General features: G+C 54.0%; 20 protein-coding genes and 1 tRNA gene. 11 read left to right on the top strand and 10 right to left on the bottom strand.

Annotated elements, in window-relative coordinates; translation table 11 throughout:
* Nucleotides 1-2: 2 nt before the first annotated feature.
* Together VB712_RS01520 and VB712_RS01515 are read left to right on the top strand one after the other, a co-directional pair.
* Nucleotides 3-1,655 carry an FAD-dependent oxidoreductase gene (locus tag VB712_RS01520; RefSeq protein WP_323251414.1) on the top strand — a complete coding sequence of 551 codons (1,653 nt, stop codon included), beginning with the start codon at nt 3-5 and terminating at the stop codon, nt 1,653-1,655.
* Between the two features lie 223 nt (nt 1,656-1,878).
* Nucleotides 1,879-2,853 carry an NF038130 family PEP-CTERM protein gene (locus tag VB712_RS01515; RefSeq protein WP_323251412.1) on the top strand — a complete coding sequence of 325 codons (975 nt, stop codon included), beginning with the start codon at nt 1,879-1,881 and terminating at the stop codon, nt 2,851-2,853.
* Between the two features lie 146 nt (nt 2,854-2,999).
* Here the strand turns inward: VB712_RS01515 and VB712_RS01510 are convergent, their stop codons facing one another.
* Nucleotides 3,000-5,522, bottom strand: coding sequence for a DNA topoisomerase (ATP-hydrolyzing) (locus tag VB712_RS01510; RefSeq protein WP_323251410.1), 2,523 nt, complete (start codon nt 5,520-5,522; stop codon nt 3,000-3,002).
* A gap of 127 nt (nt 5,523-5,649) precedes the next feature.
* Here VB712_RS01510 and VB712_RS01505 point away from each other — a divergent pair, with 127 nt between their 5' ends.
* From VB712_RS01505 to VB712_RS01490, 4 genes are all read left to right on the top strand, one after another.
* Nucleotides 5,650-6,051 carry a response regulator gene (locus tag VB712_RS01505; RefSeq protein ID WP_323251408.1) on the top strand — a complete coding sequence of 134 codons (402 nt, stop codon included), beginning with the start codon at nt 5,650-5,652 and terminating at the stop codon, nt 6,049-6,051.
* Nucleotides 6,052-6,182: 131 nt separating this feature from the next.
* Complete coding sequence (locus VB712_RS01500; RefSeq protein ID WP_323251406.1) at nt 6,183-7,412, top strand: serine hydrolase; 1,230 nt, start codon at nt 6,183-6,185, stop codon at nt 7,410-7,412.
* A complete protein-coding gene (locus VB712_RS01495; RefSeq protein ID WP_323251404.1) occupies nt 7,409-8,311 on the top strand; it encodes an alpha/beta fold hydrolase in 903 nt (300 codons plus the stop codon). Before VB712_RS01500 ends, VB712_RS01495 begins: the two co-directional genes overlap by 4 nt.
* Nucleotides 8,275-9,633: a recombinase family protein gene (locus VB712_RS01490; RefSeq protein ID WP_323251402.1), complete on the top strand. Its 1,359-nt coding sequence runs from the start codon at nt 8,275-8,277 to the stop codon at nt 9,631-9,633. The genes VB712_RS01495 and VB712_RS01490 overlap by 37 nt, the downstream gene beginning before the upstream one ends.
* Here the strand turns inward: VB712_RS01490 and VB712_RS01485 are convergent.
* Entirely contained in the window at nt 9,630-9,791 is a 162-nt protein-coding gene (locus VB712_RS01485) for a hypothetical protein (protein ID WP_323251400.1), read from the bottom strand. The two genes, VB712_RS01490 and VB712_RS01485, sit on opposite strands and share 4 nt — an antisense overlap.
* 167 nt (nt 9,792-9,958) lie before the next feature.
* On the opposite strand from VB712_RS01485, the gene VB712_RS01480 reads away from it, so the two are divergent.
* A complete protein-coding gene (locus VB712_RS01480; protein ID WP_323251398.1) occupies nt 9,959-11,299 on the top strand; it encodes a hypothetical protein in 1,341 nt (446 codons plus the stop codon).
* A 30-nt stretch (nt 11,300-11,329) separates the two neighbouring features.
* Here VB712_RS01480 and VB712_RS01475 read toward each other — a convergent pair whose 3' ends face one another.
* On the bottom strand, nt 11,330-11,995 hold the full coding sequence (locus VB712_RS01475) for a type IV pilin-like G/H family protein (RefSeq protein WP_323251396.1): 666 nt from the start codon (nt 11,993-11,995) through the stop codon (nt 11,330-11,332).
* A gap of 113 nt (nt 11,996-12,108) precedes the next feature.
* On the opposite strand from VB712_RS01475, the gene VB712_RS01470 reads away from it, so the two are divergent.
* Complete coding sequence (locus VB712_RS01470; RefSeq protein WP_323251394.1) at nt 12,109-12,879, top strand: DUF1350 family protein; 771 nt, start codon at nt 12,109-12,111, stop codon at nt 12,877-12,879.
* A 279-nt stretch (nt 12,880-13,158) separates the two neighbouring features.
* Here VB712_RS01470 and VB712_RS01465 read toward each other — a convergent pair whose 3' ends face one another.
* Complete coding sequence (locus VB712_RS01465; protein WP_323251392.1) at nt 13,159-14,538, bottom strand: SGNH/GDSL hydrolase family protein; 1,380 nt, start codon at nt 14,536-14,538, stop codon at nt 13,159-13,161.
* Nucleotides 14,539-14,705: 167 nt separating this feature from the next.
* Here VB712_RS01465 and VB712_RS01460 point away from each other — a divergent pair, with 167 nt between their 5' ends.
* Nucleotides 14,706-15,179, top strand: coding sequence for a low molecular weight protein-tyrosine-phosphatase (locus VB712_RS01460; protein ID WP_323251390.1), 474 nt, complete (start codon nt 14,706-14,708; stop codon nt 15,177-15,179).
* A 63-nt stretch (nt 15,180-15,242) separates the two neighbouring features.
* Here VB712_RS01460 and VB712_RS01455 read toward each other — a convergent pair whose 3' ends face one another.
* The 3 genes from VB712_RS01455 to VB712_RS01445 all read right to left on the bottom strand — a co-directional run bounded on the left by VB712_RS01455 (nt 15,243) and on the right by VB712_RS01445 (nt 16,989).
* Nucleotides 15,243-15,545 (bottom strand): urease subunit gamma, encoded by a 303-nt coding sequence (locus tag VB712_RS01455; RefSeq protein WP_323251388.1) that lies wholly within the window; start codon nt 15,543-15,545, stop codon nt 15,243-15,245.
* 96 nt (nt 15,546-15,641) lie between these two features.
* A complete protein-coding gene (map, locus tag VB712_RS01450; RefSeq protein WP_323251386.1) occupies nt 15,642-16,421 on the bottom strand; it encodes a type I methionyl aminopeptidase in 780 nt (259 codons plus the stop codon).
* Nucleotides 16,422-16,509: 88 nt separating this feature from the next.
* Nucleotides 16,510-16,989: a hypothetical protein gene (locus VB712_RS01445; protein ID WP_323251384.1), complete on the bottom strand. Its 480-nt coding sequence runs from the start codon at nt 16,987-16,989 to the stop codon at nt 16,510-16,512.
* A gap of 173 nt (nt 16,990-17,162) precedes the next feature.
* Between VB712_RS01445 and VB712_RS01440 the strand changes: the two genes are divergently transcribed.
* Nucleotides 17,163-17,234: transfer RNA gene (locus VB712_RS01440), tRNA-Asn, on the top strand.
* 61 nt (nt 17,235-17,295) lie between these two features.
* Here VB712_RS01440 and VB712_RS01435 read toward each other — a convergent pair.
* The 3 genes from VB712_RS01435 to VB712_RS01425 all read right to left on the bottom strand — a co-directional run bounded on the left by VB712_RS01435 (nt 17,296) and on the right by VB712_RS01425 (nt 20,965).
* Nucleotides 17,296-18,642, bottom strand: coding sequence for an efflux RND transporter periplasmic adaptor subunit (locus VB712_RS01435; protein ID WP_323251382.1), 1,347 nt, complete (start codon nt 18,640-18,642; stop codon nt 17,296-17,298).
* Nucleotides 18,643-18,771: 129 nt separating this feature from the next.
* Nucleotides 18,772-19,626, bottom strand: a complete 855-nt coding sequence (locus tag VB712_RS01430) for an alpha/beta hydrolase (RefSeq protein WP_323251381.1) — start codon at nt 19,624-19,626, stop codon at nt 18,772-18,774.
* Between the two features lie 40 nt (nt 19,627-19,666).
* Entirely contained in the window at nt 19,667-20,965 is a 1,299-nt protein-coding gene (locus tag VB712_RS01425; protein ID WP_323251379.1) for a proton extrusion protein PcxA, read from the bottom strand.
* 194 nt (nt 20,966-21,159) lie between these two features.
* Between VB712_RS01425 and VB712_RS01420 the strand changes: the two genes are divergently transcribed.
* Entirely contained in the window at nt 21,160-22,119 is a 960-nt protein-coding gene (locus VB712_RS01420) for a glycerate kinase (protein WP_323251377.1), read from the top strand.
* The last annotated feature ends 7 nt before the right edge of the window (nt 22,120-22,126 follow it).

The following is a 22,126-nucleotide window of genomic DNA, read 5'->3' as shown; positions in this document are numbered from 1 at the left end:
CCATGAGCCGAAAACGTATTTTAATTGTGGGCGGCGTTGCGGGGGGCGCGTCCTGCGCGGCGCGATCGCGCCGTCTCAATGAAACTGCTGAGATCATCATGTTCGATCGCGGCCCCTATGTTTCCTTTGCCAACTGTGGCCTGCCCTACTATGTGGGGGATGTGATTGTCGATGAAAGTAAGTTATTGGTCGCTAATGCGACGCTGTTCCAAGAGCGGTTTAATATTCAAGTTTGCCTAGAGCACAATGTCCGCGCCATCGATCGCACCGCCCACACCATCGAGGTAGAGAATCTCAAAACCGGGGAAATCCGCCAAGAAGCCTATGATGCCTTGGTGTTATCCCCAGGAGCATCCCCCATCCGTCCCCCCCTCCCCGGCATTGATCTACCCGGCATTTTTGCCCTGCGCACAATTCCCGATAGTCGCAAAATCCGCCAATGGATTACGGATCATCAGGTGAAAACGGCGGTGGTGGTGGGGGGTGGCTTTATTGGTTTAGAAATGACGGAAAACCTGATCCATCGGGGCATTGCCGTGACGCTATTGGAGCAGATGCCCCAAGTGATGCCGCCTTTGGATCGGGAAATGGTAACGGGGGTGCATGATCTGTTGCGATCGCACGGGGTAGCATTATGCCTCAGTGATGGGGTGCAACGGTTTGATCCGGCGGGTGATGGGGATGGTCTGCAAGTCACGACCGCAGCGGGGCAAATTCACAGGGCGGATCTGGTGATTCTCGCCATTGGGGTACGGCCCGAAAATCAGTTAGCGCGGGATGCGGGCCTTGCCATTGGCGAGCGGGGTGGTATTCAGGTCAATGCACAGATGCAAACCCATGATCCTCAAATTTGGGCGGTGGGGGATGCGGTGGAGGTGCAGGATTTTGTCACCCAAACACCGATCCAAATTCCCTTAGCAGGGCCAGCCAATCGTCAGGGGCGCATTGCTGCCGATGCGATCGCCGGTCGCCCCAGTACGTTTCGCGGCGTTCAGGGGACGGCGGTTTGTCGCGTCTTTGACCTCACCATTGCCACCACCGGAGCCAGTGAGAAAACCTTGCAACGGTTAGGGATTGCCTACAACAAGGTTTATCTCCATCCGGGCCACCATGTGGGCTATTTTCCCGGAGCCAAGCCCATTGATATTAAGTTGTTGTTTAGCCCCGATACCGGCAAAATCCTTGGTGTCCAGGCGGTGGGGGAAGAGGGGACAGAAAAGCGCGTCGATGTGATCGCCATGGCCCTGCAACAGGGGGCAACGGTGTTTGATTTAGAGGAGGCGGAACTTTGCTATGCTCCCCAATTTGGGGCCGCGAAAGATCCGGTCAATTTTGCCGGGATGATTGCCGCCAACCATCTGCGGGGGGATGCTCCCCTAGCCCAATGGTCTGATGATTTGTGGCGATCGCACTTCCTCCTTGATGTGCGCGATCCCGATGAGTTTGAACAGGGCCATGTGCCGGGGGCGGTGAATGTGCCGTTGAATACCTTGCGCGATCGCCTTGCCACACTCCCCTCGGATCAACCCCTCTATGTCTATTGCGAAGTGGGCCAACGGGCCTACTATGCCACCCGGGTTTTACGGTTCCATGATTTCCCCGCCTATAACCTCAGCGGCGGCTATAAAACCTACTGTGCGATCGAAGCCACATAGAGGCCACATCAATGTAGGGGCGAAAAATTTTTCGCCCCTCCCCCCTGTTACCCATACCATGGCACGAAATTTGTGGTATTTCCTGCATTCACAAACTCTTCGGGATTGAACCGCCAAATCTTTACGAAAACTTCACCTAATCCGCTACAAAATCAAGTTTCATAGGAGGTAGGGCCTCAAGCCAGCCTGCCAGGATTGAAAGAAACTTAGGGAAATCGTTGTTATGAACCGCACCATCCAGCATTTACTGTTAAGCTCCTCCCTCGCCATCGGTTTAGGGGCCTTTGGCAGCCTCCCCGCTTGGGCCGGCAGCCTCACCGGAGCCAGCGTCAGCGGCGCACACCTCACCTATGGGGTTAACGGCAACCAAACCGCCATCACCGGCAATAACGCCCAAAATTGGCAGGCCGCCCTTGATGGTCTGGGCAATGTGGAGTTAGGCGGCACAACCGCCAGCCCCAATACCGCAGACTTTAATCAAGCCGTCACCCTAACGGGTAACGTCGATGGCTTTGAGGTGATTATCAGTAGCCTCACCGCTGCGGATTGGTTTGGAGCTGGTAACACCACAACAGCTTACGGCAATAATGACCTAGCCAATACTTGGTTTAATGCGGCCTTAGCCGCCTATGGCATCACCGATGCAGGCATTAAAGCAGCGGTGAGCGGTGTTGCCTATAGCCAAACCTTTGCCCAAACCAAGAATGCTACCTTAGCAACAATGGCAGCCAATGCTGCCGCAGCCCAAGCCCCCACTACTGCTAGTTTGTTTGATCGCTTCTTAGCGGGCAATGGCTTTGCGCGGTTCAGTGATCCCAATGTGCAATCTGTGGCTAGCAATGGCAGCGGCGGTTTAGATATCGTCCTCGCCGGTCACTACGATGCTACGCCTCAATTGTTCTCGTTCCTTAACAGCACTGAATTAGCTGTTGTTGCTTCGATGATCGGCGGGCCGGTGCAGGCCAGCGAATTGGTGAAGGTATCCTATCGCGGTCAAAGCTACTACAGTTTTGGTTTCAAGGCTACCCAATCCGGTGTTGTTGATCCCCTTGATGGCGTTTCCCACACCGGCAATTACCTGTTAACGGCTCAATTACCCGCTGAAAGTGACCCCGTTGCGGTTCCCGAACCCGCTACGGTTCTGGGTTTGATCGCCTTAGGTGGTGTGATGGTGGCAACGAAGCGGAAAGTAGCCTAAGCCTTGGTGACACTCCCCGCGAAGACAGCGACGGGGATTCTTGGTTCGCGGAATATCGGCTCAAATCTCGAAAAGCGAGAGGGAGCGGACTGAGTAGGGGCGAAAACTGTTTCGCCCCTAGATTAATTTTGCAGCCGGATTTCAGATTAGTAGAGGATGGTGGGGATGAACTCAGCGAGGGTTTCATCGCGGTTTAAACCGGGGATGCGATCGCCTAATCCCTCTTTGCCCTGTTGAGGGAGATCCGCCACCGTGATCCAGAGTAAGCGATCGGTACTGGTGAGTACCGCTATCTTGGTTAAACCGGGAAGTAGGGGCGCAATGGCGAGGAGGCGATCCGCTTTAGCGTACCCATCACTCCCCTTAAACCGCAGCGCCTGCGTACCAATATCCCCCCGCTGCCCTAAACGCAATTCCTTCAGGGGTAAGCGTTTGCCATAGCCCTGCTCCGTAAGCAGGAAAAATTCTTTCACTTGGGCGGGATGAATGGCCACACTGCCGACAATGGTTTCCCCCTTGCGCACCCGCGTCCCTTGGCTGCCCTGAGCCGTCCGCCCCATGATCGGGATCTGCTCGTCATCAATGGGACAGCGGAGAATGCGCCCGCCGGAAGTGGCGATCGCCACTTCTTGCCCCGGTTGCACCCATTGCACCTGTTGCGGGCGATCGCCCGGTTTCAATTTCGCCAACACCGCCCCCCGGTTGGTAATCTCCGCAAGATCCGCCGCCCCTACCCGTTTCACTCGGCCCTGTTCCGTCACCACCAAGAGATCAGTATGATCCCCAGCCAAAGGCGGCAAAAAGAAATGGCTGAGGGGTTCGCGCTTCTGTTGCACCGTTGGGGAAAGCAATTGAATCACGGGGGTAGGATTGCCGCTAGAGGGGATGGCATCCATGGCCAGGGGATAAACCTTGCCAGATTCCGTCATCACCATCACCTGTTCCCGCCCTTGGATCGGTTCGCGCAAGATCAACAAATCTTCTAATTTGCGGGGCAATTTTGGCGGTTTGGGGGGAGATTCCCAGGCGATCGCCCCTTTTTGCGTCACGATCAACACCGCATCCGAGGGGAGGCTGTCGGTGATCAAGGGGGGGGCGATCGCTTTTTCGGTCTTGGGTTTAGCCGTTGTTTTAGGCGTTCCAGGGGAGGCCGGTTCCGGCGCTGACCCGGTGAGAATTTTCGTGCGGCGGGGATCGCTAAACTTACGCTTGAGACTACGGAGTTCCTTTTTGAGGGCTTTTAATAATTCATGGCGATCGCCCAATAACTGCGCCAACCGCTCAATCTGCGCCCCTAACTCCGTCCCCTCCTGCTCCAACTTTTGCCGCTCCAAACCCGTTAACCGGCGCATCGGCATCGCCAGGATCGCATTAGCTTGAGCTTCATTAATTCCTAATTCCGTGATTAATGTTCCCCTTGCTGTCGTGCCATCGGGGGCATGGCGGAGAATCTCCACCACCTGATCGAGATTCGTCAAAGCCGCCAACAGCGCCGCCACCGTTTCCCGGCGACCCGTTGCATGGGCCAATTCATCCTGATAACGCCTAACGAGAGTTGTTTCGCGAAATTCCAAAAACGCCGTCAAAATTTCCCGCAAACTGAGTTGACAGGGCTTGTTATTCACCAACGTCAGGAAAATTGCGCCAAAGTTGCCCTGTAAGGGGGTTTGGCGATAGAGTTGCCGCAAAATTTCCTGGGGGTTGCCATCCCGCTTAATTTCAATCACAACCCGCATCCCATCGCGAGCGCTCTCATCCCGAATATCAGCAATCCCCTTCAGTTTTTCCTGATTCACCAACTCGGCAACTTTTTCAATCCAAGCCGCCTTATTGACCTGATAGGGCAACTCGGTAATCACTAAAACCTGTTGATGGCGGCGGCGCTTACTCCCCTTCTCCAACGCTTCCAGATGGGCAACACCCCGCAACGGAATGCTACCCCGACCCGTGGCGTAGGCTTCCTCAATCCCCGCCGTACCGATGATTTCCCCCCCCGTGGGAAAATCCGGCCCGGGAATCAGTTGCCACAATTTGCGATCGGGCAAATCCGGGTGATCAATCAGAGCAATTAAGCCATCGACAATTTCCCCCAAATTATGGGGCGGCACATTGGTGGCCATGCCCACGGCAATCCCCGTACAACCATTGAGCAACAAAATCGGCAACTGGGCCGGCAACACCACCGGCTCCTGTTGGGAATTATCAAAGTTATTGGCATAATTAACCGTGGCCTCACTGATATCGGTAAGGAGGCCATCTTGGGCGATCGCCGCCAGCCGCGTTTCCGTGTAGCGCATCGCCGCTGGGGGGTCATTATCCACCGAGCCAAAGTTGCCATGGCCCGCCAAGAGGGGATAACGAGAGGAAAAATCCTGCACCATCCGCACCAGGGCATCGTAGACCGATTGATCCCCATGGGGATGGTATTTCCCCAAGACATCCCCGACAACACGGGCGCATTTACGATAGGGGCGATCGGGGGTTAAGCCCAGTTCGTGCATGGCGTAGAGAATACGGCGATGGACGGGTTTTAATCCGTCGCGCACATCGGGCAAAGCTCGCCCGACAATGACGCTCATCGCATATTCCAGATAAGACCGTTCCATCTCACTGTGGAGTGCAGTGGGGATGATTTTGCCCGTTGCGAGCAGGTCAAGCTGTTTAGCCATGGGTCTGGATTCCTTATAATCGCGTACAGTGGAGGGTGACGGATTTCCCGCTGAATGGGAAGATGAAGGGGGATGTTCGTCTCAATACTTATTTTGTGATCCCGTCACTCCCTCCCGATTGACACCTATGACAACCGTTCTGATTGTAGAAGACGACCCGATCAACTTACGGGTCTTTTCCAAAATTCTCACGAAACGTGGTGGTTTGGAAGTTCGTGGCACTGAAGATGTGGAAGAAGTGATGCGAGCGGCCCAAGGGGGAGAGGTAGACATTATCTTAATGGACGTGTCCCTTTCCCATAGTGTTTACCAAGGGAAAGCCGTTGATGGGTTGAAAATTACCCAAATGCTCAAGGCGGATGCGAAGACGGCCCATTTGCCGATTATTTTAGTGACGGCCCACGCCATGGAAGGCGATCGCGAAAGCTTTCTCAAACAAAGCGGGGCGGATGACTATATCTCGAAGCCGGTGGTGGATCATCAAGAATTTGTGAATAAAATTTTGGATCTGTTACCGTCGGGGAAATAAGCTTCGGTTGTGGTGAGGAGGGTGAATAGATGAGGTATAGAGGGCGGAGGTTCCCTGAGCTTCAACTCATCAATAGTTCGTTTGAATTATTAGTATAGCAGCAGAATTGAGCGCAGAGGCGAAAAAGACCAATGACATCCTCAGGCGGTGGACGCAGAAGACGGCGACGGATGGCCCAAGCGGCGGCGCAACAAGGTCAACCCATCCCCCCATCCCAACTGGCATCGATCACACCCCTACCGCGCCCGGAGCGTTCCGCCTTAGCTTCCCCATCGCCAGCAAAAACCCGCAAAAACCCACGGCCCCGTCATCTCCATGCTGTGCCGGATCAACCCCCCCGGATTCAACAGGTGGTTTTGGCCCCTCCCCCGGTTCACGCCTTTAAGGAAATAGCATCCCCACGCCAACGCCCGCTGAATCCCTGGGTGATTTATGGGAGTCGCTGTGTGATCGTCCTTGTGGGAATCGCCGTGCTGGCGGGTACGGCCATTGTTGGCATTAACCCAACTCCCCCCAATGCCATTGCCCCCACTGCCCCCTTAGGGCAAAACTTGCCGCCGTTAAAGTTGGGCCAGAACTTGGATGAATTGGGCGATCGCCTCCAAACCGTCACCGCCCCCTTTCCCGATCTTGAACCGGCGGTGTTTATCCTCGATTTAGATACCTACGATTTTGTCAATCTCAACGGCACAGCCAGCATCGCCGCCGCCAGCACGATTAAGTTACCCCTGTTGGTTGCGGCCTTTCAAGAAATCGATGCTGGGGGCTTAACGCTCCAAGAAGGTTTGGTCATGAAGCCGGATTTGATCGCCACCGGCTCCGGCACGATGCAGTACGATACCCCCGGCCGCACCTATAGCGTCGGGGAAGTTCTCGAAAAAATGATCATCATCAGTGATAACACCGCCACCAATATGCTGCTCCATCGTTTGGGGGGAGCAGCAAGGGTGAATCAGCGGTTTAGTGATTGGGGACTCACGGCCACTAGCATTGCAAATGACCTCCCGGATTTGGGGGGAACGAATGTCACTACGCCCATTGATTTAGTCCATCTCTTAGCCCAAATTCATCAGGGGGAAATTGTTTCCTTAGAATCTCGCGATCGCCTCCTGAATATTTTGCAGCGGGTGGAGCGGCGGGAACTCCTACCCCAAGGCTTGGATGAACGGGCAGTGATTGCCCATAAAACCGGCGATATTGGCACAATGTTAGGGGATGTGGGCATGGTGGAAACCCCCACGGGGAAACGCTATGCGATCGCCATCCTCGTCCGTCGTCCCCACAATGACGACCGCGCCCGCCTCCTGATTCAAAACCTTTCCCGCACCACTTACGAGCATTTCCTCAACGCCCAACCATGACCCCTTTACCCCTCACCACTCCCACCCAGACCTGGCATTGGCACAATCTCCCCATCTGCTATCAACAGGTGGGGGATCAGGGGCCGCCGGTATTGCTGATCCATGGGTTTGGGGCTTCCTGGGGCCATTGGCGGCATAATCTGCCGGTGTTGGGGGCGCAATACCGCTGCTATGCTCTGGATTTATTGGGGTTTGGCGCTTCGGCAAAACCCAAGCCTGGCGATCCTTTCCCCTATACCTTCGAGACTTGGGCGGCCCAAATTGCCGATTTTTGTCGGGAAGTGGTGGGGGAACCGGCGTTTTTAGTAGGGAATTCCATTGGGGCGATCGCCGCGATGCAAACCGCCGTTGATTACCCCGATCAAGTCCAGGGCCTCGCCGCCCTCAACTTTTCCCTCCGCCTCCTTCACGAACGCAAACGGGACACCCAACCCTGGCATCAACAGTTCAGCACGCCGATTTTGCAAGGTCTACTCAAACAGCCCTGGTTTTACACCTTCTTTTTCCAAACCATCGCCCAACCCCGCCCCGTCCGCCAAGCCCTTTTACAGGCCTACCACAACCCCGCCGCCGTCACCGATGAACTGCTGGCCATGCTGCTCAAACCCGCCCGCGATCCCGGTGCGGCCGCCGTCTTTGCTGCCTTCACCACCTATTCCCAAGGGCCCCTACCGGAGGATTTGCTCCCCCAATTGCGTTGTCCGACGGTGGTAATTTGGGGGGAAGCGGATCCTTGGGAGCCGGTAGCTTTGGGGCGAGAAGTGGCAAATTTAGGGACGGTGGAGGACTTTATTGCCCTGCCCAATGTGGGCCATTGTCCCCAGGATGAAGCGCCGGAACAGGTCAATGGGATTTTATTAACTTGGTTGGCCCGTCATACTGTGGCGATCGCCTCCTAATGCGGATTATTGCCTACGTTTACAGTGATCCAAGATTGGAAGCTCCGCCAGCGGCGGATCTTTGGGGGGTGGAGGTGGATCAGGTTTATCAAGATTGGGGCAATGGGCAGCGTCCCCAATTGGCGCAACTCTTAGCCCTTTGTGCCACACAACCGCCTCAATACCTGCTGGTGCGGCGGTTGGAGGAGTTGGGGGATACGTTGGCTGAGGTGAGTGGGGTGGTGGCTCAATTGGAAGCGGCCCAAGTGGCGTTAATTGTCACCAGCCAAGGCTATCCAGAGGGAAAAAATGCCCCTTTCTTCGGCCTGATCGCCGCCATTCAACAAGAGCAACAGCGGCGCAGATTGCGCCTCGGCCACAGCCGCAATCGTTTAGCGGGCAAACCCCCACCGGGAAAGGCCCCCTATGGTTATCGGCGCGGCCAGGATCGCTATTTGTTGGATCGCAGTACGGCTCCGGTGGTGAAGGATTTTTTTGAGCAGTTTTTGCTCTATGGTTCGTTGCGGGGGGCGGTGCGCTATTTGGAAAAGAAATATGGCAAAAAAATTACGGTGACGACGGGTCGCCGCTGGCTGACGAATCCGGTCTATCGCGGCGATCTCACCTCTGCCCAAGGGCAAACGCTGACCAACACCCATACGCCGATTTTAAGCCGGGATGAAGCGGCCCAAATTGATCGCCTCCTCAAACGCAATCGCGCCTTACCCCCCCGCACCGCCAGTGCGCCGCGATCGCTGGCCGGTTTATTACGCTGTCACCATTGCCGCAGCCGCTACCGCATTACCCGCACCACCCAACGGGGCAAAAAACCGGATTATCTCTATCTGCGGCCCGTGGAATGCTTGGGGGGGAAAGCCTGCGGGGGATTGGCCTATGGGGAAGTGTTGGCGGCGGCGATCGCCTCGGTATGCCGTGACCTCCCCCAAGCGGTGGCCCGAATGCCAGCGGGGGATTTCGGGGGGGAAATTCGGGCCAAGATAGCGAGGAATCAGGAGATTCTCACCCAACTCCCGGATTTAGAAGCTCAGGGCATCCTTGATCCCGAAACCGCCCAATTGCGCCGCTACCAATTACAAACGGAAATCGCCCAAGCCCAAGCCCAACTCGCCCAACTGCCGCCGGATAATTTAGGGGCGATCGCCCAAACCGTTTCGATTTCACAATTTTGGTGGGATCTCTCCGAACCGGAGCGGCGGTTTTATTTCCGGGAATTTATCCGTGAGATTGCCATTCATCGCCCAACGGGGGAGCCGTGGTTTTTAAGCCTAGTGTTTATTTTTGCCCCGGATATTCCGCCGGTTGATCCCATCGTTGGGGATTAATCGCTACTGCGTGGGGATTGGGCGGGCGACTCATCCAGGGGTTCGTCGGCTAAAGGGGCCTCCTCTGGGGCAACTTCCGCCAACAGTTCTTGAAATGCGGCTAAGGATTGAGCAAAGGCATCGGCGGCCCGTTGGCGTTCATTGTTGGGTTGGTTCATCACAGAAATTGGCTCAAGGACCCTACAATCTTCTTCCCAGTTTATCGAGGATCAGAAATTTGGCCCCCCTGAATCTTGGGAAAATTGAACCAGGATAAGAAGGAAACGATGGGGCGGAACGCCACCCTTTAAAATAGGTTCAATCAACCCTCACCTGCGTTTCTACCATGGCCCGTCTTAATGATCGCGCATATCAAATCCTCAAAACTGAACTCAAAAAAGCCGCTAAAGCCAAGGGCAGCAACGGCACAACCCTGCTCGGCATTGTGCTGCAACGGCTAGAAAAAATGCGTCTGGAGCGGGGAGATTTTGCTACCGAAACGCAAATTCGCGAAACCGTCACAGATCATTTTCCGGAGTTTAGCCCCAAAGTGATTCGCCAAGCGGCCCGGGCCAATGGTCAGATCGGCCTGGGGCAATGGCTCAAGTGGGGGGTTTTGGGGGTGATCATTGGGGCTGGGGGCCTGTGGGTGGTGAATTTGCCCTTTCCCCCGATTCGGCGGCCGGTGGCTAATGCTGCGCCAATTTTGCTTTTGCCCAGTTTTTTCCAAATGGATCAAAATTATCGACAGGCGATCGCCCATGTGGAGCAGGCGGATCAACTGCTTAATCAAGCCACCAGCGGCGCAGATATTGCGTTGGGAGCCGAGAAAGTCAAAGCAGCCCAAGGGAATTTAGACCGTTTGCCGGTGTGGTTTTTGGGCTATGAGCCGGTGGGGTATTGCAGTTTTTTTGGCTGTAGTTGGCGGTTTACGGTGGATGAATTCCAAGCCGCTCGGCAAAAGGTGGGGCGGATGGAGGCCCAAGCTTTCCAGGAAACCAACGCTTTAACGGCTTTGGCCACAGCAGAGCAAACCCTAACTACAGCTAAAACCCAATATCAGCAGGGGGGGGATGATGCCCAACGGCAGGGGGCCATAGCCCATTGGCAAGTGGCCCTCGATCAACTCAGCCAAATCCCCCCCAATACCTTAGCCGGTCGTCTAGCAGCGCAAAAACTAATCGCCCACGAGCGAGATTTTGCCGAATTAACCGGAACCGTAGCCAGCACCCAACAAACCAACGAACATATCAGCGTTGCTAAAGCCTTCGGCAAACAGGCGGCTCAAATGTCCCAAAATCCCCCCCATCCCGCTTCAAAATGGCAGCAAATTCTCGATCTTTGGGAGGAGGCTATTGATGAGTTAAACCGGGTTCAGGCCGGGGATGCGGGTTATGTGGAAGCCCAAACCTTAAGGGCGCAATATGTGGCGAATTTAGCTCAGATTAAGACCCGTGAGGAGTCAGAACGGCAGGCGATCGCCGCCTTTGATCAAGCCAATGTTGCCATTAGTAGGCTGCTGGCCAATACCCCCGATGATCCCGCCGCCGTTAATAAAACCGCCACTGCTAGCCAAATCCAAGAGATCATCACCGAACTGGAAAAAATTGAAACCGGCACAACTGCCCACGCCAAAGCCCAGGAACTTTTGAGTTCAGCGCGGGCAAAGTTGGCCCAATTGCAGTAGGGGCGCAAAATCTTTCGCCCCGACAGATGCCTATTCCACCGGGACAGAACCGCTGGCACAGGTGGCTTCACCCTCAGCAACTTCCGGGAGATCCGGGGCAGTGGTGGAGTCTGCTTCGGTGGTACAGAGGATGGCGCGGGTCATGGATTGGGGGCCTTCCCCTTCGATGTAGACTAAACCGGCGTAGCTTTTAGCCTTATCTACTTTGGCTGTGGCAGTTAGGCCAATGCGATTTTCCGCCAAGGTCATTTTGTAGTTGTAATTATCAGTTTCTGGCGGCAGCCCGATGCCGATTTTTTCAAAATCATCGGTAAACTCGCCTTTTTCCAGGTGATAGGCCTGTTGGCCCCGCATTAAGGCACTGATGGATAAGGCCCCTTCGGAGGAAATGGCTTGGGCTGCATTTTTTTCAATTTCAGCAGCAAGATCAACTATTTCCACCCCTTCCGGGACGGTGGTGGCTTCGGAGACCCGTTTAATCGGGATTTCGTAGGCTACGGGTTCAGGGGTTAACCCTTCTGGGCCCAGAAAAAATACTTTTTGATCGTCACTGAGAATAAATTGAACCGTTTCTCCAGTATCAGGATTTTCAAATTCCCAAGTGCCTTGCCACTTTGTCCCGGCTTGATTGCAGGCGGTTGTCCCTAGGGCTAAACTGGCGAGGAGAGCAAGGGGTGTGATTCGAGTTAGGTTCATAATGATCGTGAATAGGCTGACTGCCAAACATTGAGGCAGGTTTTTCCATCTTAGCGAGGATTGCCGCGATCGCCAGTAGGCACGTTATTCTAAGGGGAGATTGAGCAGTAACAATGGACTGGCAAGCAAGCGGCAATAATTGGTTATTACTCCCCCCCCGGCCGGTGGGGTTGGTTCATTTTTTGGGGGGGGCATTTGTGGCAACGGCTCCCCATTTAGTCTATCGCAGTTTGCTCAATGCGTTGGGTGATGCGGGCTATGGGGTGATTGCCACGCCCTTTTCTAATTTGGATAGCCTCGATCATCAGGCGATCGCCCGCGATGTACTTAATCGGTTTGAAACCCTGAGCGATCGCCTCCAAGCCCGCCGGTTACTCCCCCCGGAACCGCTGCCCATCTACGGCCTGGGCCACAGCATGGGCTGCAAACTCCATTTATTAATTAACAGTGTTTATCCGGTACAACGGGCGGGAAATATTCTCATTTCCTTTAATAATTTCCCCATTGATCGCTCCATTCCCTTTGGCGATCGCCTTGGCTTAAAAGCATCTTTTAATCTAGATTTCACCCCCAACCCCACAGATACCTTAACCCTCATCCAGAAACGCTACCCCACAGATCAGAACTTTTTGATCAAATTTCGCCGCGATGACATTGATCAAACCGATGATCTAGCGGCCATTTTGCGCGATCGCTTCAGCACCACCACCCAATTCCAAATCCTCCCCGGCACACACCTCACCCCCCTTAACCAACGCTTAAATTGGCAGGCTGGCAAAAATTTCACGCCCCTAGATGCCGTCGGGCAATGGTTCAAACAGGAATTTTCGCGAGATCTGGATCGCCTCCAGGGGGAGATTTTAAAGTGGTTGGCGGGGAAGTGAGGAGTGGGAAGTGGGAAGTGAGGAGTGGGAAGTGGGAAGTGAGGAGTGGGAAGTGAGGAGTGGGAAGTGAGGAGTGGGAAGTGGGAAGTGGGAAGTGGGAACTGCTTACTCTGAAACTTACTCAATCCTATTTGATTCATGAAACAACTATTGTTGCTGGGCAAGGCCTTCAGTTATCTTTTTGTTCAGCAATCACGTCGGATTGCTATAGTTCAATAGGGTTGATGTAGGGGCGAAAAATTTTTCGCCCCCTCACACCCACTCTCTACTCCCTACTCCCTACTTAGCCGGCTCCACCGGCCGCTGTTGTAATTGGGGCAAATCCGCTATGGCATTATAAAATCGCTCTGAAACCGCTTGGTGAGCAGCGGCGGTGAGATGGACGGTATCGAGGAATGCCGTTGCTGAAAAGGAATCGAAGAGATCGTAATAATTCAGCACCTTGACATTATTGGGAAAAGCAGACCCTAACTGCTCATTACTTGTATTTAACTGCTGATAACCCGCTGTCAATAGTTCAGTGTAATTTGACTCCAATCCCTGGACAATGGTTGATTCTTCTGAAGTTCGTTTTTCGGGCGAAATGCCTGTGATTTCCGGTTGCAATGCCACAATTAAAGGGACTCTTGCCCCGGCTGCAATCTGAATCATTTGCAAAGTGTGCTGACGATACCGTTGCACCCGGCGAGCCATTTCCTCGGAATCGGCGCTCTCTGGTAAATAGTCGGCAAAAGTCTTGCCACCATCTTGAACGGGTAAGCTCCGTTCGGCAAGGCCAGGATAATCCTTGAAGACATAGTATTGCAGTACCTTTGCAGTCATGGTGTTTTGAATCGTCCGTTCAATGGGATGACTGACTAAAATCCAAAAATACTGGAAGGGCTGTTGTAGCAGATTAGATTTAACTGGAATCCCGACGCTTTCCTGACTGGAATCCAGCATCAAATCTTCATAACCATTGAGGACAACGATTACATCCGGGCGATAGGGCAAAATCCGCAGGGCTAATTGAGCCAACTGATTCCCCGATGCGTAGCCGGGGATGGCGGCATTGATGACGCGATAATTGCCAGAGCGCAGGCGGGGGGGGAGTTGGGCAATGCGTTGCCGCTGTTCGGCGGTGGGGGGGAGGACGGTGGGTTGATATTTTTCGGGCGATCGCTCCTGTTGCTCTAAACGCTCCTGGAACCGAGCATTGAGCCGTTCCGTTAAAATTGAGGCTTGATCCTTAATCCCTTGACCAAAGGCGGTGGAGCCGCCCAGGAGAAAAATGCGAATTTCTCCCTCTGGTTTTTCGAGGGGGACTGGTTCAGGATCACGGAACCCTTGGGCGTTGATTGTCCAAACCTCACTGGTTTGGTCGGGGAATAATTCATAGCCCACAGCAACGCTGGACTTAGCGGCGAGCTTACCGGGCTGAGGGATGCCGGTGAGGGAATTGCCCTCTGGGGTGAGAAAGGCAAGTTTATATTGATTGGCTTCGGCGTTATCCCCCGTGGCATTGATGATGCGATCGCGCTGACTGGTCAAGAGAACCAAGACATTCATGCCCAATTCTAGCCCCACCAATCCCACAATCACCCACAGCACCGTGGGCCAAAAATGCAAGGACTGCTTACGCTGACGAAACGAGTAGGGACTGCGATGGCTTCGGAACATGGATAAATCTATCCTCACAAGCAAGGGGAACCTCGCAGAATACGTTAGCACAAAACCACGACTAGACCCTATCATAGAGGGCGGGCATTTTAGGAATTTCTACCCATTCCCGGTGTCAGTTTTGCCCCTGTTTCCCTTGTTTTTGACGCTGTTCTGCATTTTTAACGATGGCTTATCGACTCCTGTTTGTCTGTTTAGGTAATATCTGCCGCTCCCCTTCGGCGGAAAATATCATGAAACACTTTGTTGAGCAGGCAGGTCTGACGGGCCAGGTTGAATGTGATTCCGCCGGAACCTCTAGCTATCACATCGGTTCCCCCCCAGATCGCCGGATGCAAAATGCCGCCGCTAAACAAGGGATCCCCATGACGGGCGCTGCTCGCCAGTTCAATACGGAAGATTTTGAAGCCTTTGATCTCATTCTTGCCATGGATCGGGATAATTATCGCAATATTCTCGCCCTCGATCACACCGGCCAATATCAAGAAAAGGTGAAACTGATGTGCGATTATGCCCAATACCATGGCGATCGCGAAGTCCCTGACCCCTACTATGGCGGCCCCGATGGCTTCGACTATGTGATCAATCTACTCATGGATGCCTGCAAAGGCTTGCTCGCAGAGATTAAGGGCAAGCTCTAGCGGTCGCCAAGGGGGTTAAGTAGGGGCGAAAAATTTTTCGCCCCTACCAACCCGTTTTCGCAGCTAACGAATCGGGTCGTGGATCGTCACCAACTTTGTCCCATCGGGAAATGTCGCTTCCACCTGTACCTCCGGAATCATCTCGGCAATCCCCGGCATCACATCCTCACGGGTCAGCAGCGTTGTGCCATAATCCATCAACTCCGCCACCGTGCGCCCTTCCCGCGCCCCTTCAAGGATAGCTGCGGAGAGATAGGCCACCGCTTCCGGGTGGTTGAGCTTCAAACCCTTATCCTTGCGACGCTCGGCCACCAGCGCCGCCGTAAAAATTAACAGCTTATCTTTTTCTTGGGGACTAAGTTGCATGGGGGCTTCTCCACAAAGGAACTGAACGGCTTCCCTCAAAGATTAGCATCGGAGCATTCCGCCGTTGCGCGATCGCCACAGCCAAGTGGAATGGTGCTAATCTTCGCGGCGGGTCAAGATTTCTACGCCGGTTTGGGTAATGGCGATGGTGTGTTCAAACTGGGCGGAAAGTTTGCGGTCTTTGGTGAGAGCCGTCCAACCATCGGCCAAAACCTCCGCTTCCCAACTCCCCTCATTGATCATCGGTTCAATGGTAAACACCATACCGGGTCTGAGCTTTTTGCCTTTGCCCCGCACGCCATAGTGGGGAATCTGGGGCGGGGTGTGAAAGACACGATTTACGCCATGGCCAACAAAATCCCGCACAACGGAAAAGCCTTCCGCTTCGGCATATTCTTGGATCGCTGCGCCAATATCCCCCACCCGGCCACCGGGCTTCACCGCCGCAATCCCCCGCCGTAAACATTCTTCCGTCACTTCCACCAATTTTTTCGCCACCGGGGAGGGTGTACCGACGAAGAACGTGCGGGAGGTGTCGCCATGGTAGCCATCAACGATGGGGGTGACATCAATATTGATAATGTCGCCGTCTTTGAGGACTTCTTTGGCGCTGGGGATGCCATGACAAATCACATTGTTAATGCTGGTGCAAATGGATTTCGGAAAGGCCATCACTGCACCGGGATACCCTAGGGGCGCACTTTTGGCCCCATGGGCCTGAGTCCACCGCTCTGCCTCATCATTGAGTTCGAGGGTGCTGACCCCCGGTTTTACTAGGGGGGTGAGGTGGTCTAAGAGTTGGGCGGCGAGCTTACCCGCTTGCCGCATTTTGTCGATTTCTCGGCGTGAGAGCAAAACGATGCGATCGCTTCCCATAGATTCTGAGGCTTACTGCTGAATTTCTACAAAGTTTCTGTTCTCATCTTCGCAGAGATCGGCGGGGATGGGGCCTTTTGATTGTTTTCTAGTGATGAATGTCGAGGTGCAAAATATATTGGCCGAGGGGGAGTTGTCCTGACCAGAGTTCATAGTCAATCTGCAAGCGATCAGGGAGGGGATAACCAGAAACCACCAACTGCCGGGTAAAGTTCCGCAAAGCAATGACAGGCTGAAGTCCTTGGTTTGGGGCATCGAGCCAATAGCGAGAAGTGCCATAAACGCCATTGGCCCAGTGGTGACGATAGCCCAATTGCCCCCGGCCTTGGAGGGTGAGTAAAACCCGTTGGGAGGAAAATTCTAACCAGAGCATTCCCGCCGGAGGGTGTGCCGTCCAAGGGGTAGCCAGGGCGGTTTCGGGGGTGGGAAAGCTGGGGTGTTTGAGCCGCAGGTGGAAGCGATCGCGGTCTTGTTGGCAGAGGGTGGCATAGGTATCCACGGCTGACCATAGGGGCAAGTCTTTGGCCACCAGGGAGAGGGAGACGGGACAGCGATGATGGGTGAGCATAGGGCGGGAGGATAACAATTTTCATAATCTGGCCATTTCCCACCATAGCCTGATTCCCAAGGGTCTTGGGGCATTCACAACAGGGCTGTTACAGGTTGTTGGGGAAATTAACAAAAAAATCTTGCCTTTTAAAAAACCTACTGCTACAATAAGCAACTGTGGCTACAAAGCAATCCTCAGTAGCTCAGTGGTAGAGCGATCGACTGTTAATCGATTGGTCGTAGGTTCGAATCCTACCTGGGGAGTAGTAGGGGCGAAAAATCTTTCGCCCCTACAGCATTTTTCGCCCCTACGCCTGTTGAGGATTTAAGACTCAATAGTCACCTGATCCCCATCTTTGAGATAGGGCGCACCCTCAAGGACGATGCGATCGCCCACCTCTAACCCTGCCAAAATTTCAACGCGATCGCCCCCCAATAATTCCCCCACCTGCACCTCTTGCCGCCGTACCCGATTATCCCCCGCCAGGACAAATACCACCGCCTGCTCCTCAGTTTGGGGTAAGAGGGCCGCCGTGGGAATCGTGATCCCTTGGGTATTGCGGGTAATAATTTCCCCTTTGAGGAACATCCCCGGTTTTAAGGAGGGATTAGCAGGAAGCATGACATTCACCGTCGCCTGCCGAGATTGGGCATCAACCACAGGGTTAATCGTCCGCACTTGGCCGTTCAGGCTCAGATCAGGATTATTTTCAGCAGTAATTCGCACCACCTGCCCGGGCCGCACTTGGGGCAACTGGGTTTCAGGGATCATTAAAGCCAATTCCAACTGACCCCCCTGAATAATCGTAAATAGGGGTTCTGAGGCGTTGGAAATTGCCCCAACACGGGCGTTGCGGGTGGCGATCGTGCCGCTGGCGGGGGCGAGGATTTGGGTTTGTTGCAGTTGGGCAGCGATGAATTGGACTTGCCCTTGGGCCTGCTGAAGTTGGGCCTCTGCTTGGGTGATCACCTCAGCCCGAGGGCCTTGGCGCAGTTCAGTGAGTTGGGATTGAGCTTCGGCTAACCGGGCTTGAGCCTGTTGGAGGTTCGCTTCTTGAATCCGGGCTTGATTGAGGATTTCATCGAGGCGATCGCGGGCGATCGCCCCCTCCGCCTCCAGGTTTTGATTCCGGCGCACCCGTTTCCGCACTAACTCCAAATCCGATTGAGCCTGGACAACCCCAGCACTAGCAATACGCACCGCTTCCTGTGCACGGTTAATTTCTTCAGGCCGGCTACCGGAGCGCAACTCCGTCACCCGCGCCTCCGCTTGGGCAACACTGGCCTGGGCTTGGGTCAATTGAGCTTGCAATAAACTACTATTGAGCCGCGCTAAAACCTGACCCCCCCGGACAAACTGCCCTTCATCGGCCAGAATCGTTTGAATTTGTAACCCCGTTGCTTGGGCGGTGACGGGTAACAATTCCGTGGCGGTGACGGTTCCGGTGGCGTTAAATCCCTCTTGAATCGTGGTTAATTCAGCGGTGACAAGGGTTACGGGTGTGGCTTCCCCCGTTTGGGCGATGGCGGGGCTGTCCCCTGAAGCAGTGGGGGATTGCTCCGTTGGTGCTAATAACTTCAGGCTGGCCCCCGCGATCAACAGGCCAAAACCCAGACCGATCCAAAGGCGACGATTTTTAAAGATCCCGAACCGGGAAGCAGGTTGAATCATGACAAAACGACGGATTGTTCCCCTTTGTTAACCCTTCCCCGCTCTAAAGAGACGGGGTTTCCATGCTTCCCATATTCTCCATGAGCAAGCCTTTTCTGTTAAGAATCTTAACATTTTTAGACCTGGAGGTTAGCAAAACCCTTGGATTTCTACCAAGGCCCTGGCTAACTTGGCCTCATCGGCCATGCCCACAAAGCCGCCATAGTGACAAACCCCTCCCCCATCCATCACAAACACATGGCGCAATCCCCAGGGATTGCGCCAGGTTTTCACCGTCGTGCCATCGGGGAATTCCTTGAAGATGCTGGCTTTGAGGGCATCACGGGGATGGGCATCGGTGATACCGGGGACTTGGCGGAGGCGATCGCCAATTGCCCCCATTAAACCGAGTTCCGGAGGTGGAGCAACCCTAGGATCCGCCCAAAATTCCTGAATCACGGGGATTAAGGCCGGGTGATTTTTTAACGCCGGATGGCTATAGGGTAGTGTCACGCACTGAGCAAAATCACAGCGGGTCGTTTGCACCAACACCGTGCCATCACTCCCCCCATCAATATCCCCAGCAATTACCAAAGTGGGGATCTCGGCCGCAATCCGGCGGGCCAAATCCCGCCGATTGCGCCCCAAATCCCGTGCAATCCCCACCCCCCAACCGAAGGGATCGAGAATCCGCCCCAAATCCGCACCCCCCACGGGGGAGGCAATTAATACTAAAGAATGCACTTTGGGCCACCAATGCCGATGGCGATCCAATAGCTCCAACCAGATCAGCCCCCCCATGGAATGGCCCACAATTCGCCAGGATAAATCGGGGTGTTGGGATTGAAGGGCGATCGCCGCCCTTTCCACCGTCTCAATTAACGGCTCGATCCGCCACCAAGTCCGCCACCACCCCAAATCTGGAGCCACCACCTCCCCATTGGGGGCCAATTGCGCCCCTAAACCAGCAATGGGTTGCGCCTGATCCGCCCAACCATGTTGCATGAACAGTAAAAAATCAGCCCTGGTAGAATTGCTCACGGGGTTACTCATTCATGGTTTTATAGGTAGCAACCGCTGAGGGAGAAATGCGGTTGAGATAGCGGAAAATCCAGTACTTTAACACCGTATCAAGAATCACGGGGAAGGTCGCAATAAACAGGAAATTAAAATCGCGGCTTTCCGGTAAACCAAAATGGCGAGAAACCCCTTCTAAAATAACCTCCCAACCGTGGGGAGAGTGGAACCCCACAAACATATCGGTAAACAGAATAATTAAAAATGCCTTCGCTGAATCACTTAAGCCATAAACAATCTCATCAATAAAATCCTTGAGAACTTGAATCTCCCGACGGCTGATCATAATCACCCAACCAAAGGCAAGCAGTGAACAAATATCAGCAAAGACGTTGGCAACGGCACTGGCCCCACGGCGACGATAGTTACTGGCTAACTCATCGGCTTTTTCTTTGATTTTAACTTCGATTTCACCTTGAGAAAGCTCCGGCGTTAAGCCCAGCATTGTGGTAAATTTCAGGGTTTTTTCATAATGCTCTAACTCGATAAATGCTTCTTCTTGGAGGTCTTGATTGAGAAAAACAATTTCACTATGGGTGGTAAAAAATTGCTTTTCGATCAGGGGTTCGATGATGAAGGTTTTGGTGAGTTGGTGGGTGAGGAGGGGAATGATGATCAGTAAGAGGAGAAATTTGATGGCGATCGCCGTGCGATCGCGGGCTTGGCGAAATTTTTTCACTACCTCCCCTTCAGAGCCGACGGATTGGGGATCGAGTTCCCGTTTAACCCGGCTAAAAGTATTGAGGATCGAACGGGGGACGGCTCCGGTTTTGGAGCCAGCACTGGCCAGTTTATCCTTGGGCAATATTGAGGGTGAGGGCTTTGGTTTGGGGTTTTGGGGGACGGCAGCGGTATTTTTGGGGTCAACGGGAATGAGGGAGAGGGATTTTTTGCGCTCCGATGGGGCAGTCGTTGGGTAATGGTTGAGAATTTGGTCGATAAAATTGAGCTTATCAATAATGATCCCGGCAGCTTCTTTCCCCGCTTCTCCGAGGCGATCGCCCTGGCCCACCACCTGACGAGTAGCACGAAACTCCGCCAATCGCAGATTAATCGTGCGGATCTGGTTTTTAACCTCCGCCTCAAAATAAGTGAGAACGCGATCGCAATAGTCCGGCCCCGCCGCCGCGCTCACCGGCTGCCCCTGAAAATGCTCATCTTCTAGGGCTTTAATCCGCAATGCTCCCTGATAGGCTTCATCTAAGGCGCGGTCAGGGGTTCCCACATACCACCGTCTTAAATCCCGAAACAGGCTGCGGATGTTCATAACAAAAGGTCGTTAAGGGCCGGGGATCGGTTAAATTGTGCTTTGTCCCCAAAGCTAAGGCATATCCTAACAAATTCTAGAGGGAAGGAAGCGAGGGGAGCGGGGCAAAAATTTTTGCGACAATTTTGCACCTTAACATTTTCCCATTGCCCGAGGCCCCTAAAAATTCAACCCTTTCAGGAGATTCATAGCCTATGGCCGGATCAGCAATCCTCGACAATCTCCCACCGATGGATTTTGCCATCCGGTTACTCACCCCCACAGAGAGGGATTGCCCGGAGGCGTTCATCGCGCTTGCCCAAAGCCAAGGAATAGCAGAGGGATGGGCGATCGCTTCCACGTTTCAGCGCCTCTGGTTTCCCCTTGCCCAAGCCCTCCATCAGGAACAGCAAAGGCTAGGCCGGCCTATCGTTTTAGGGATTTTAGGCGGCCAGGGTACAGGGAAGACGACCTTAGGCGCGATGGTGACGGCGCTATTAAAACAGCAAGGCCATCACCCCTTAAGTTTTTCCCTCGATGATCTCTACCTCTCCTATGGCCAACGCCAAGCCCTCCAAGCCCAGGAGCCACGGCTAAAATGGCGGGGGCCGCCGGGAACCCATGATATTGCTCAAGGGATACAGGTATTAGATCACCTCTGGGCGGGCCAACCCGTTGCCGTCCCCCGATTTGATAAATCCCTGTGGGGAGGAGCGGGGGATCAAGGGGAACCGGAAAGGGTGGCGGGGGTGGATGTGGTGATCTTTGAAGGCTGGTTTGTGGGGGTGCGCCCCGTAGACCCCGCTGTGTTTGACGGCGCACCGGAACCGATTGTTAGCGAGGGCGATCGCGCCTTTGCCCTTGCCATGAATGCCAAGCTCGCGGATTATCTCCCCCTGTGGGAGCGTCTGGATCGACTGATCCTGCTCAAACCCGTAGACTATCGCCTCAGTTACACCTGGCGCAAAGCAGCGGAACAGCGAATGAAGGCCCAAGGAAAAGGGGGCATGGGTGATCAAGAGATTGAGGCTTTCGTGACCTACTTTTGGCAAGCCCTCCATCCTGAACTGTTGATCACCCCTTTAAGCCATGATCCGCAAATTACTGATGCTGTGGTAGAAATTCGTGAGGATCACAGCATTGGCGAAATGTTTATTCCTTCCAGAACGTTTTAAATTTCCA

Source organism: Spirulina sp. CCNP1310, from assembly GCF_034932185.1.
Classification (GTDB): Bacteria; Cyanobacteriota; Cyanobacteriia; order Cyanobacteriales; family Spirulinaceae; genus Spirulina.
The sequence above is the reverse complement of the archived record's forward strand: the minus strand, read 5'-3'. Positions and strand labels throughout refer to the sequence as shown.